Annotated in this window: 12 protein-coding genes; 6 read left to right on the top strand and 6 right to left on the bottom strand. The window is 41.9% G+C overall.

All coding sequences use genetic code 11. The features are described from left to right. Window positions 1-45: 45 nt before the first annotated feature. The 6 genes from A9Z07_RS02070 (at window position 46) to A9Z07_RS02045 (ending at window position 5,394) form a co-directional block, all read left to right on the top strand. Complete coding sequence (locus A9Z07_RS02070) at window positions 46-669, top strand: 2'-5' RNA ligase family protein (RefSeq protein ID WP_069576525.1); 624 nt, start codon at window positions 46-48, stop codon at window positions 667-669. A gap of 2 nt (window positions 670-671) precedes the next feature. Beyond that, on the top strand, window positions 672-1,190 hold the full coding sequence (gene cobU / locus A9Z07_RS02065; protein WP_069576523.1) for a bifunctional adenosylcobinamide kinase/adenosylcobinamide-phosphate guanylyltransferase: 519 nt from the start codon (window positions 672-674) through the stop codon (window positions 1,188-1,190). A gap of 1 nt (window position 1,191) precedes the next feature. Then, window positions 1,192-2,262 (top strand): nicotinate-nucleotide--dimethylbenzimidazole phosphoribosyltransferase, encoded by a 1,071-nt coding sequence (gene cobT / locus A9Z07_RS02060; RefSeq protein ID WP_069576521.1) that lies wholly within the window; start codon window positions 1,192-1,194, stop codon window positions 2,260-2,262. Continuing rightward, a complete protein-coding gene (locus A9Z07_RS02055; RefSeq protein ID WP_069576519.1) occupies window positions 2,252-2,854 on the top strand; it encodes a histidine phosphatase family protein in 603 nt (200 codons plus the stop codon). Before cobT ends, A9Z07_RS02055 begins: the two co-directional genes overlap by 11 nt. A 114-nt stretch (window positions 2,855-2,968) precedes the next feature. Then, window positions 2,969-4,552, top strand: a complete 1,584-nt coding sequence (locus A9Z07_RS02050; protein ID WP_069576517.1) for a histidine phosphatase family protein — start codon at window positions 2,969-2,971, stop codon at window positions 4,550-4,552. A 101-nt stretch (window positions 4,553-4,653) separates the two neighbouring features. Beyond that, a complete protein-coding gene (locus A9Z07_RS02045; protein WP_069576515.1) occupies window positions 4,654-5,394 on the top strand; it encodes an adenosylcobinamide-GDP ribazoletransferase in 741 nt (246 codons plus the stop codon). Window positions 5,395-5,443: 49 nt separating this feature from the next. Here A9Z07_RS02045 and A9Z07_RS02040 read toward each other — a convergent pair whose 3' ends face one another. From A9Z07_RS02040 to A9Z07_RS02015, 6 genes are all read right to left on the bottom strand, one after another. Beyond that, window positions 5,444-7,555 (bottom strand): TonB-dependent receptor, encoded by a 2,112-nt coding sequence (locus A9Z07_RS02040; protein WP_069576513.1) that lies wholly within the window; start codon window positions 7,553-7,555, stop codon window positions 5,444-5,446. A gap of 72 nt (window positions 7,556-7,627) precedes the next feature. Beyond that, complete coding sequence (locus A9Z07_RS02035; RefSeq protein WP_069576511.1) at window positions 7,628-8,131, bottom strand: hypothetical protein; 504 nt, start codon at window positions 8,129-8,131, stop codon at window positions 7,628-7,630. Between the two features lie 128 nt (window positions 8,132-8,259). Then, complete coding sequence (locus A9Z07_RS02030; RefSeq protein WP_004772077.1) at window positions 8,260-9,351, bottom strand: 3-deoxy-7-phosphoheptulonate synthase; 1,092 nt, start codon at window positions 9,349-9,351, stop codon at window positions 8,260-8,262. A 118-nt stretch (window positions 9,352-9,469) separates the two neighbouring features. Then, window positions 9,470-10,357 carry a sulfite exporter TauE/SafE family protein gene (locus A9Z07_RS02025; RefSeq protein ID WP_004772078.1) on the bottom strand — a complete coding sequence of 296 codons (888 nt, stop codon included), beginning with the start codon at window positions 10,355-10,357 and terminating at the stop codon, window positions 9,470-9,472. A 321-nt stretch (window positions 10,358-10,678) separates the two neighbouring features. Next, window positions 10,679-10,951: a DUF1634 domain-containing protein gene (locus A9Z07_RS02020; RefSeq protein ID WP_069576509.1), complete on the bottom strand. Its 273-nt coding sequence runs from the start codon at window positions 10,949-10,951 to the stop codon at window positions 10,679-10,681. Next, window positions 10,948-12,504, bottom strand: coding sequence for a PepSY-associated TM helix domain-containing protein (locus tag A9Z07_RS02015; RefSeq protein ID WP_069576503.1), 1,557 nt, complete (start codon window positions 12,502-12,504; stop codon window positions 10,948-10,950). Before A9Z07_RS02015 ends, A9Z07_RS02020 begins: the two co-directional genes overlap by 4 nt.

Genomic DNA, 12,504 nt, shown 5'->3' with positions numbered 1-12,504 from the left:
TTATGTTTTAATGGCATATTCCATATTTTGTTGAATCTATATTTTGTGTTATTGAAACCATCAACCCAACTGTGTCCGACCGTCGTTCGAGACTATTCTGAGTGGCATCGTGGCCGTTCAGACTATGGGTTATGGTATTTTGAAATTGATCAGCCTGAACTAATTGAATACTTAGACCAGATTCGGGCAGATTTTTCGGATTTACTGATTCCTGCCAATCAACGTCAATATCATATTACCTTGTTTGTATGTGGGTTTCTGACATCCGCAGAGAAGCAATACAATGATGATTTTCAGATTCAACAATTACAACAACAGATGAAGCAACTGCAAAATCTGGAGCTATCTTCGTTCGAGTTAGAGATTGCCCAACTGGATAGCTTTAGCAGTGCCTTATTTTTGCAAGTGAAAGATACGGATCAAATTCTGGAAAAAATTCGTCGGCAACTGGCTTCAGTGTCAGATGAAATTGCTGCGCTTGAGTATTGTCCGCATATTACTTTAGGCCTGTATCGCGAAGCATGGCAGAGTGATCGGGTGCTAGAGCGGATTCAGCAATTGCCCGTTAAAAAGTGGAAAGTTAAAGTGAAGCAACTCACTTTCGGCTATTATAAGGCACAGATTTTACAAGGATTACTGTATCCTTATCAGCAAATTGAATTGGGTTAGATATGTTGCAACTGATTTTAGGCGGCGCACGTTCTGGGAAAAGTCGTTTGGCCGAACAAATCGCCAAGGATTCTGGCTTGTTGGTTGTATATATTGCCACAGCGCAGGCGCTGGATGACGAAATGCAGCAGCGTATCGAGCATCATCGGCAACAACGTCCTGAACATTGGCAAGTGTGCGAAGAACCGATTTATCTGGCTGATCGACTGTTGCAATGTGACCAACCCAATCAACTGATTCTGGTGGATTGCCTGACTTTATGGCTGACCAATTTATTATTGTCTGAAGATACGACATTACAACAGCAACAAACCGCAAAACTTTTGGCAGTCTTAGCTCAACTGCAAGCTCAAGTCATTCTGGTCAGTAACGAAACTGGGCTTGGTGTGGTTCCAATGGGAGAAATCAGCCGCCGTTTTGTGGATGAAGCGGGGCGATTGCATCAGGCACTGGGTCAACTCGTCCATAAGGTCACGTTTTGTGTCGCAGGCTTCCCAATGATTTTAAAAGATGAGAAATAATATGACTGAACATGAGCAATGGTTTTTAGCGGCGATTCAACAACCTGATCTGGATGCAAAACAGCAAGCTGAACAACGTCAGCTTCAACTGACCAAGCCTACAGGAGCGTTAGGTGATCTGGAACGAATCGCAATTGATCTGGCTGCTTTGCAAGGAACAGTTCACCCTCAGATTCAGCAACCCTGGATCACGATTTTTGCAGGTGATCACGGCGTAGTTGCTGAAAATATCTCGGCTTACCCGCAAGCCGTGACCCGTCAAATGCTACAGAACTTTGCGACTGGTGGTGCAGCGATTAGCGTCATTGCCAAACATCATCAAGCACATTTACAAGTCATTGATTGCGGTACGGTCGGTGATGCTTATGAATATGCAGGTGTGGAGCGTCATTGTATTCGTGCAGGCACCGCCAATTTTGCTGAACAGGCAGCAATGACAGAGCAGGAGTGTTTAGCGGCTTTACAGTTGGGTAAGGCCAGCGTGGAACGCGCCAAAGCACAAGCTGCTGATATTTTTATTGCAGGTGAGATGGGGATTGGTAATACCTGTTCTGCTTCAGCCTTGGCCTGTTTATTGTTAAATGAAGATGCTGCACAACTCACAGGTGTTGGAACTGGCATTACCAATCAGCAACTACAACATAAGATCAATGTGATTGATCAAGCGATAAAGCTTCATCATACAGAAGCTAAAAATGATGCCTTAAACATTCTGGCAGCGGTAGGCGGTCTGGAAATTGCCGCGATGACAGGCGCCTATATCCGTTGCGCGCAAATTGGCTTACCAATCGTGGTGGATGGTTTTATCAGTTCAGTTGCTGCTTTATGCGCAGTCCGTATTCAACCCCAGAGTCGGGCATGGATGTTATTCGGACACCAATCAGCTGAGTATGGACATCAACGTGTTTTACAAGAACTAAATGCGCAGCCTATTTTGAAAATGAACTTACGTCTGGGGGAAGGCAGTGGTGCAGGTGCTGCATTATCCATGATCCAGCTTGCTTGTGTTTTACATAGTCAAATGGCGACTTTTGCTGAAGCAGCCGTGACAGGTGACAAAGTTGCGCCTTGATTTACTACGCCATGGTGAAACGACATTTAGTCATACATTGCGTGGTCATCTGGATGATGAACTGACAGAACAGGGTTGGTTGCAGATGCAAACGACCACTCAGCAAGCTCTGAATGCGCAGATGCATTGGGATGTGATTATCAGTTCACCTTTACAGCGTTGCCAAAAGTTTGCGGTTGCATTGGCCCAGCAGTTAGAACGACCACTTTTGCTTCATTCCGACATTAAGGAAATGTTCTTTGGTGATTGGGAAGGTGTTTCAACCCAAACCATTTATGAAACAGAGCCTGAGTTATTGGCAAATTTCTGGCAATTTCCCACGCAATATCATGCACCGAATGGGGAAAGCTTTGCCCAGTTCCAGCAGCGAGTCATGTATGGGGTGAATCATATTTATACCGAAATGCAGCAGAATCATTGGCATAGGGCCCTGGTTGTGACACATGGCGGGATAATTAAATTACTGACCTGCTTAGCACGTCAACAGGCGCTAGATGATTTATTAAAAATGCCAGCAGAGCTTGGAAAGATCTACTCACTCGAATTGATGATCCATCGCGACAATGAGATTCATTTTGTAGAAAATAAATGAATGGGAAAATGACTTTGCCAGTCGTTGCTATGATTTAGCAGAAAGCTGTAATCGAACTGTCATTGCCACTGCCTATGATACAGGTCAATTTCTTGACCTATAATCAAATCCTTCATGAATATATTATTTAAAAGCAGTATGTTATGCGTAAGCATTTTATTGGCAGCCTGTAATAACGATGATCATCAACAAAGTCAGCCATCACCTGAAACCACGCCACAATCAAAATATTATCAAACAAAAACACCGTATCAACCGCAGCAAGATCTGAAAAAATACGAAGCTATTCCACAAGGTTTTCAACCCGTCTTTACTGAGCTAGTTGCACGTCATGGCTCTAGAGGTTTGTCGAGTATCAAATATGATTTGGCACTTTATAACTTGTGGAAACAGGCCAAAGCAGAAAACGCCTTAACGCCGTTAGGGGGGCAATTGGGGACTGATCTGGAAAGTATGATGAAGGCCAATATCCTGTTGGGCTATGGCGTGGAAGGGATTCGTCAGTTCGGATATGGCAATGAAAGCATGCAAGGTATCCAGGAGCATCGAGGTATTGCAGATCGTCTATTACAGCGCTTACCAGATCTGTTTAAAACCGCTTCGACACAGCCTGCTTCAATTTTAGTGCAAAGTTCAGGTGTTGATCGTGCTGTGGATAGTGCGAAATTCTTTACGGCTGAACTGATTCAGCAGCAACCACAGCTTAAAAACCAGATTACGCCAATGACCTATACTAGTCTGGCCAGCAGCAGTGTGCCATCAGTTAAAGATGGAGGCGTAGATCGTTTTAAACTGTATTTTCACAGCTTGAATAAGGACAGTGATTTAACTGAACCCTTATCTACACAGCAACAGGCAATCTATGATGCAAGTCAGGCTTATCAGCAGTTTGAGGAAGATGATGCTGATTTGGCAAATAAACTAAGTGAACTTGCCCAAAATAGCAAAGCTGAACAGATTGCCATGAATGTGCTTACTCCTATTTTCAAATCAGAATTTATTCAAAAATTAGGCTCGGCAGGATATCTTTTTAGCAATACGGGTTCCTATACGGTGACAGCGCCAAATGGTGAAAGCATTACCGAAAAAGGTAAAGGCAAAAATACCATTGCCAGTGCTGTGGATGCCGCTGCGTATGTGTATGAGTTATATTCAATTGCTGGGGGCATGCAAACAGAGCTAAAAAATATTGATTTTGATAAATATATGCCGTTAGAAGCCGCAAAATTTTACGCTGAATTTAACGATGCCAATGATTTTTATAGCAAAGGGCCAAGCTTTACTGAATCGAAGAATGTCACTAGTGCAATTGCCCAAGGCTTAAAACAGGATCTATTTAAACAGGTCGATGCGATAGTTGATAAGCAGCAAACGCATCGTGCGGTATTACGTTTTGCACATGCCGAAATCATCATTCCTTTGGCAACCAGTCTGGAATTGCATGACATGATGCAGCCGCTGCCTTTACGTCAAACTTATAATTATACCCATAGTAAATGGCGTGGTGAGTTTGTGTCGCCAATGGCTGCAAACTTACAGTGGGATATTTACCAGAATACACAAGGAACAACTTTGGTGAAGATGTTCTATAACGAAAAAGAGACCTTGTTTAAGCCAGACTGTAACTATGCGCGTTATAGCAATAACAGCTTCTATTATGACTATTTGAAGCTGAAACAATGTTATCAAATTCAATAAGCTGACTTATTCTATATTTTCATTTGGGAATCGCTTGCTATTCCCAATTTTATTTCTTCATAATCATTTCATGATAAATCTTTTGAATTGAGCTGTTTCGCATGACACCTTTCTGGATTGCCTTGCAATTTTTGACGGTTTTGCCGATCGAACTAAAAAATATGCCAAGTGCAAAGCAAAATAGTCAGGCATTGCTGTTTTATCCTGTCGTTGGCTTATTGATTGGACTGATGTTATTTGCGTTCGCGCTTATATTGGCAAAACTTCCTATTGTGTTCAGTGCAGGGCTCATTCTGGTGCTATGGATCTGGCTGACTGGTGGCCTACATCTTGATGGACTCGCGGATACCGCAGATGCATGGGTGGGTGGCTTTGGTGATCCAGAACGAACCCTGAAAATCATGAAAGATCCAGCGTGTGGCCCGATCGGGGTATTAAGCCTGATTGCGGTATGTCTGCTTAAATTTGTCGCACTCTATGTGTTGCTTGAACAAAAGCTTGAAGCATTTCTTATTGTATTGCCCATGCTTGGACGCAGTGTGCCACTATTTTTATTTCTCACGACACGCTATGTACGTGCGCAGGGACTGGCAAGTTCAATGCTTGAGAATATGCCACGACTAGCAATATGGATGATTTTTGTCATTACAATAGCATTGCTTTGTGCATTCAAATGGAAAGGTTTAGTCGCCTTATTCAGTTTTTTGATCATTATTTTTTATTTACGTGGGCTTTTTATCAAGCGTATTGGCGGGATTACGGGTGATACGGTGGGTGCTGCAATTGAATTGAGTGAGACGGGTTTGATGCTGAGCTTTGTTATTGTCTCATTTTATATTTAAGCCTCAAGATATGGCCTCAGTTGAAGCCATATCTTTTATTCAGTCATTTTTATTTTTCAAAATGATAGCGCAAACCTAATAAATAGGTTCGTGGTGCGGCAGGTGTGTAGCTTGCCTGATTATTGCTAAAAGATGTACTTTCGGCATAATGCACATCGGTGGCATTAATGACTTGACCAAACACTTCATAAGCATTTTTACGATAGTTAGCGCGTAAGTTCAGCAAGGTATGGCCATCATATTTTTCTGTATTGGCATCATTGATCCAGTAAGATCCGACATAGACACCTTCTACAGCAAGTAATAATTCAGGAACCGGTTTGATCTGATATTCAACTGTGCCAAAGCTTTTTGGTGCGCTTGGCATGGTATTGCCGCTGTAATCGAGTGAACTTGAGGGTTGAAACGCTTTATATTCATGTTTTGCAAAGCTACCTGAAACTTTTAAACGCTGATCATAAAGTGCATTGATCTTCCATGTGCCGCCAATTTCTATCCCTTGATGCAGGGTTTTACCAGCATTACGTGGTTCGCGGGTATTATCTGGCTTGGTGTAATTGATGACTTCATCTTTGCCTTGTAAACGGTATAAGGTAATCTCCCCATCGACACGGTCATCCAGCAGTTTGAAGCGTAAACCAGCATCAATATTATCAAACGTCGCTTCTTTCAGATTTGGCGTGACCAGATTTGCGCCGTACAGGCTGCTTACTTCTGGCGGAACAAAGCCTTGCGACCAGTTACTATAAATATCCATAGCAGGCGTGATATTCCAGACAAAACCGACTTGTGGGCTGGCTTTATGGAAATCACGTTTTTCATCAGGCGCACCTGTTACTTTTGATGGGGTTAATTTATTGCTGTAGTCATAACTGATCCAGTCATAACGAGCACCACCAACCAGATTTAAGGTCGGAATAACCTGCCAGTTTGCTTGTGCATAGAGGGCCTGATTATTGACGTCAACATTAAAATCGCGTAGTAACTGGCGTTGTTTATAACCCTTATAAATCAGGCTGTCTGGATCACGAAAAACCTCAATATCATTGGTTTTGGCCTGATTTGGTGAGTAATCTGCCATTGCTCCAACAATCAGTTTGACCTGATCCAATGTGGCAGAATGCTGCATATTTAAGCCATAAGACTGAAATGCGTTATATGTGGTCTGTCCACTATATGTGCCAGTCGGTTTACCATTTTTGACATCGGTACGGATGCTATAGCTTGGATTTTGTTCCGTGGTATTGTCACGATAATACACGGTGAACTGGCTTTGTTGCTGATCATTCCATTGGTGATTCAGCTGTGAAGAAATACGGGTGGCCTCAACCTCACGATCAGTAAAGGTCTGATAGCTATATCCAGGACGTTTACGGTAATCTTCCAGACTTAAATTGCCTGTCATGTCTGCTTTGAGGTGATTGTAGCTCACAATATTTTTAATTTGCGTCGCATCAGAAATACGCCAGTCATGTCGTAAGGTAACACTTTGCTTGTTACTTTCGGCATGGTCTTGCCAGCTGTCACCACGATCACTGGCATAGGCAGATAATCGCAAACCCTGTTCACCATACTCAGTTGCGAAGGTATTAGAAGCATCAATATCCAGACGGCGATAACCTTCTGAACTTGCACTGATTCCTATATTTGCTGTTGGTGTTGCACTCGGTGCTTTGGTCAGGAAGTTGATAGTTCCGCCAATGGCATTGCTTCCGTACAAGCTGCTGGCTGGACCACGCAAGATCTCGATACTGTCAATTCCAGCAAGGTTTACTTCATACAAGGCATTGTGGTTAAACACGCCCACAGGTCGAATTGAAATACCATCTTCAAGATATTGATAAACTGCCGCTGTGGTAATTGGCTGACGAATCGACATCATATGCTGTTCATTGCCCAGATCATTCATCAAAACACCAGGGCTTTGATTGACCAGTTGACCGATGAATGTTGCATGTTTATCTTCGATATCCTGACTGCCGATTTTACTGATCGCAGCAGGGGTATTATTAATTGATTCGCCTTCACGACTGGCGGTCACAACGATGGTGGCTAAGGTTTTGGTCGTATCAGACGGCACAGTTTCAGCAAAAGCAACGGAGTTATAGCTGACAGAAAGGCAAGCAGCCGCTAATACAGACAAACGGAATTGAGTATTCATTTTGAACTCTATAAAAAGCAATACATAAGGACGCGCCGTAGTTGTAACTGGGCACGAAGTAAAATTTGCGATTTATAAAGTGAGTGGCGGGGCTTGTTTAGTTGGGAAAATATAAAAGATGCGGGGGATATGCAGATCTTCTGTCCACGAATAGCAGAGGCAGCGTACACGACTAAACCAAGCCAGTAGAAAAATAAAAATAAATGCAATCAATGGGATGAGAACAGCAGCATCAAGGCCATGTGTACACAAAGGACAATGTTTCATGATCTGGCTGGCAAGCGCAAAAACTTCCTGTGCATGATCACTAAGATGTGCATGTTTAGAGCTTTGCAGTTGCTGGGTATGGTGCATGTCATGCATTGCATGTGACTGGTGGCCTGCGTGAGTCTGAGTCATCAATGATGCATTTTGAATCACTGTCACCTGACAATGACTTGGCATTGCATAAAGTGCAGGTACGATACCTGTATGGACCATCGTTGGTAAGAAGATATGCCAGAGTAAACACAGCAAAGTCACCGCGCCAAGAGAGGCACGCCACTTAAGCAAATGTTGACGAAAACTGGACTTCATATCAGCGATACGTCGTAGGGGAAATGTGGCAGCAGTATAATGAAAAAAAGAGGCTTATTCAAAAGATATCAGTGTAATTCAAAACAAAAAACAGGCCCATAAGAGCCTGTTTTACATCTATTTAAAGATTAACGATTTGGTAATACGTCTTTTAACGCTTCATGCATTTCTAGCAATGCTTTTTCAGTTGTTTCCCAGTCAATACAGCCATCAGTCACTGACTTGCCGTATTCAAGATCACACAGATTTTCTGGAATATCTTGACGACCACCTTTTAAGTGACTCTCAACCATAATCCCAACGATTGATTTATTACCATCCAGAATTTGTTCTGTAATATTTTTCAAAACCAAAGGCTGTAAGTACGGGTCTTTGTTTGAGTTGGCATGACTGGTATCAATCATGATCTTGTTGCTCACTTTCGCTTTTGCTAGAGCAGCTTCTGCTTCTGCAACAGATGTTGCATCATAGTTTGGCTTACCATTACCACCACGTAATACTACGTGTGCGTATGGGTTACCCTTGGTATTGATAATCGCAACCTGACCATTTTCATTCAGGCCCAAAAAGCTGTGACCATGTTTAACCGATTGCATCGCATTGGTTGCAACGGTTAAGCCGCCATCGGTACCATTTTTGAAGCCAACAGGTGATGAAAGACCAGAAGACATTTCACGGTGAGTCTGACTTTCAGTGGTACGTGCGCCAATTGCAGACCATGAAATTAAATCTTGATAATATTGTGGTGAGTTCGGATCAAGTGCTTCAGTTGCACAAGGTAATCCTTTTTCATTCAAATCAATCAATAAGCCACGACCAATGTGCAAGCCTTTTTCAATATTGAATGAGTCATTCATATCTGGATCATTGATTAAACCTTTCCAGCCCACAGTGGTACGCGGTTTTTCAAAATAAACACGCATCACTAGATATAAAGTATCTTTTACTTTTTCGCTCAGGACTTTCAGGCGATCAGCATATTCATGTGCAGCTTTAGGATCGTGGATTGAGCACGGGCCAATCACGACAAACAAACGTTTGTCATTGCCATCTAAAATATTACGTACAGTAGCACGTCCTTGTAACACAGTTTGAGACGCAGCCTCAGATAATGGAAGATCAGCTTTCAATTCTGCTGGTGTAATCAGCGTTTGAATGCTTTTAATGTTTACATCATCGATATCGGGCTGAGAAACTGGATTTGACTGTAGAGTATTCATTGCTGTCACAAATTCAATCGAAAAAAGAGGTTATTTTGTCTGCGAATATAGCATGAAATGCCGACTGATTAACTAGCAATAACGATAATTTATGCAGAAAGCAGCGGCATTTGTTGGCTTAAACAATTGTTGTTGAATGACTTGTCTGCTGTACAACGACAGCCTGATGAGTCTCAACTGGCTTCGGTTTGGCTTTCACAGGGTTCACAATAAAGTTCACGCCCAAAGCAAATAAGGTAATCCCTAAAATTTTACGAATCAGCCTTTCTGGCATACGTGAACTAATTAAAGTCCCGACAATAATGGCAGGGATAGAACCGACCAATAACCACATCAACAGGCTAAAGTCGACATTCCCTGAAGACATATGGCTAAGGCCTGCAACTGCTGTAAGTAAAACGGCATGCACCACGTCTGAACCAATAATACGGATCATCGGCAAGTTAGGAAACATTAGAACTAAAGCCATGATACCAAAGGCACCAGCTCCCACTGATGAAAGGGTAACAAAGATACCTAATACGATTCCCATGATGACAATGTAATGACGTTTGTGTTGCAAAGCATGTTGTTCGCTTTCCATATTCGCTTGTTCACGGTTACGGAAACGGTCAAAGAATTTTTCAATTTGTGCACGAAAGACAATTGAAATACCGGTCAAGGTCAACATAAAGCCTAAAACCATAGTCAGCACAGCTTTATAATGCGTGGATTGACTTAGGTAATGTTCGAGTGCCCAAGAGGTCGCAAATGATGCTGGAATACTGCCTAATGCTAGCCAGAGTACGATCGGCCAGACAATATTGAGTTTTTTAGCATGGACAATAGAGCCGCAAAATTTAGAGATCGAGGCATATAACAAGTCTGTACCAATCGCGATATGAGGTTCGATTTTAAATAGACTGATCAGGATTGGGGTCATTAAAGAACCACCGCCGACACCTGTGATACCAACACAGAAGCCAACCAATACCCCAGCCATAATAAATTCAATAGGACCAAACATCGACAATATGCCTAAATATGCAAAAATCAGCATATCTTATGCTTTTTTTAGATAACTCGTTGTGATGAATAGTGATTTACTTATGCAAAAAAACGCTAAAGAAAAAGATAGGTTCTCTTAAAATTTATTTTGGATTAAGAGATAAGGGTGCAATGACAGAATAAAAATACCAAAAGCTTTATTTAGATAAAGCAGGCTGGAATCTGTTTGGACGTTGTCAGCAAAGGGATAATGATTTTTATAAATAAAATATATCACTGAGTTATGGTTTTTTAGGCAACTTTTTACAAGTGGAGCTAAAAGTTGCCTGACGGATTCATTTTATTTTTTTACGGGTTTAAGCTCATTAACCCAGAGTACCAATAAGAAAGTCACGGGCGTTGCGAAAATCCACCAGCTTACGAACCCAATCGAACTTCCATATTCTAAACAAAGCAGGCTACCTGCAAGCAAAAAGCATAGATAAGCCAGTACCTTGAGCTGTATTTGATAGCGAATGACAAACTGTTGTTTTGATTTACTCATCTGCTTAGAACTACATTTATAGAGCAGGAACATTCCAACAAGTATCAATACAAGGCTCAAAAGAATCATGCTTTCACCTCATTTTTGGCTAATTTTGCTTTGATCTTCTGAGCGGATTTTTCCTGAATCGGTTGGATATTTCTAAAAATAAATACAGCAAACAAGGCACAGGCCAGTAGGAATAAATCAATCCGTAAAAATAGCCAATAACTTTGCAGATCTATGATGAACTGATGATTGATGAGATAGAGCAAGTTATAAAGAGGGAGAATCAAAGCCACTAATCCAAAAATTATTACCTGTGATTTCCATAAATATTGCTTTTTCGTCAATAAGGCGACAATGAAACTTAAACCCCAGACGCTGAAAAATGTATAGATTTCATAATTGGGCGTGGTTTCGGTCACATGTACAAATCGATTGGCAAATAAATAGCTGAGCATTGCAGTGGGCAGACCAATAAATGCAGCGACATTCAAACGATCAACCAGATAGTAACCGAAATGAAATTGATCAGATTTGTTTTGGATCTGACGTTTTAAGCTCCACAGCAATAGGCCTGAAGCAATCATTAAACAACCCAAAATACCTGAACAAAAGAATGCGAAGCGCAGTAAAGGTTGGGCGAAGGTCGCCATATGTAAGCCATAGACACCTGCATTTAGGGTGGCAACTGCACTTTCATTACGGGTATTGCCGAGAATTTTGCCTGTGCCATCAAAGGTGATTTGTGCCTGATTTAAGGTGATTGATCGATCTTCTAACTGCTTAAAGGTAATCACTGCTTGGTCAGTATTCGGATTTTTGACTTCAATTGATGCCAGTGCTTGTTCGCCCCATTGTTGTTTTACTTTTTCCAGCAGGGTGCTGATCGGTAGCATCTCAGCTTTATGAGGCTCGGTTTGATTTGTGGCACTCTTTTCAGTCGTTCTAATTTCAGTGAAAAACTGATAAGGATTCTCTGGATAAAGTTTTTGCATTCCCCATGGTAAATAGAGATAGAAGAAAATCGCCAAGCCTGTAAAGGTGATGGTCAGGAAAAAGGGAAGTGCGAGTACCGAAGAAACATTATGAAAATCCAGCCAGGAACGCTGCGATTTAAAGGTTCTTAGGGTAAAGAAATCGGTAAAAATCTTTTTATGGGTAATGATGCCTGAGACTAAGGCCACCAGCATAACGAAAGCGGCAAGACAGGCAATCAAACGCCCGATCATGATCGGGAATCCATACAACTGAAAATGGAAGTTATAAAAGAACTCTCCACCTTGAGTTGCCGACAATTTTAATTCCTGACCAGTATTGGCATCCAGACTACGACTTTCATAACTGCCGCTGGCTTGTTGCCAATACATTTTATTGACAGGTTCTTCGTGATTTGCCACTTTGAGATACCATGACTTGGCATCGTCAGCATGCTTTTGTAGATAATCGGCAGCAGTTGTGATGGCTGTATCCTGATTCACTTGAACCTGAGCCAGTTGCGGCTGCATCCACAAATTAATCTGATGTCGATAATATGAACTTGTGCCCATTAAGAAAATAGCAAACAAAAGCCAGCCAAAAATCAGACCCGTCCATGCATGTAACCATGCCATTGATTGGCGAACACCTTTATTTTGCAT

Source organism: Acinetobacter sp. YK3 (assembly GCF_001729365.1).
GTDB classification, from domain to species: Bacteria; Pseudomonadota; Gammaproteobacteria; order Pseudomonadales; family Moraxellaceae; genus Acinetobacter; species Acinetobacter vivianii.
This window is presented reverse-complemented; position numbering and strand designations above follow the sequence as displayed.

What these genes read in the sequence shown, in the direction of transcription:
- cobU (WP_069576523.1), top strand. Translation starts at nt 672, where the DNA reads ATGTTGCAACTGATTTTAGGCGGCGCACGTTCTGGGAAAAGTCGTTTG.
- cobT (WP_069576521.1), top strand. Translation starts at nt 1,192, where the DNA reads ATGACTGAACATGAGCAATGGTTTTTAGCGGCGATTCAACAACCTGAT.
- A9Z07_RS02050 (WP_069576517.1), top strand. Translation starts at nt 2,969, where the DNA reads ATGAATATATTATTTAAAAGCAGTATGTTATGCGTAAGCATTTTATTG.
- A9Z07_RS02045 (WP_069576515.1), top strand. Translation starts at nt 4,654, where the DNA reads ATGACACCTTTCTGGATTGCCTTGCAATTTTTGACGGTTTTGCCGATC.
- A9Z07_RS02040 (WP_069576513.1), bottom strand. Translation starts at nt 7,555, where the DNA reads ATGAATACTCAATTCCGTTTGTCTGTATTAGCGGCTGCTTGCCTTTCT.
- A9Z07_RS02035 (WP_069576511.1), bottom strand. Translation starts at nt 8,131, where the DNA reads ATGAAGTCCAGTTTTCGTCAACATTTGCTTAAGTGGCGTGCCTCTCTT.
- A9Z07_RS02030 (WP_004772077.1), bottom strand. Translation starts at nt 9,351, where the DNA reads ATGAATACTCTACAGTCAAATCCAGTTTCTCAGCCCGATATCGATGAT.
- A9Z07_RS02025 (WP_004772078.1), bottom strand. Translation starts at nt 10,357, where the DNA reads ATGTTTGGTCCTATTGAATTTATTATGGCTGGGGTATTGGTTGGCTTC.
- A9Z07_RS02020 (WP_069576509.1), bottom strand. Translation starts at nt 10,951, where the DNA reads ATGATTCTTTTGAGCCTTGTATTGATACTTGTTGGAATGTTCCTGCTC.
- A9Z07_RS02015 (WP_069576503.1), bottom strand. Translation starts at nt 12,504, where the DNA reads ATGCAAAATAAAGGTGTTCGCCAATCAATGGCATGGTTACATGCATGG.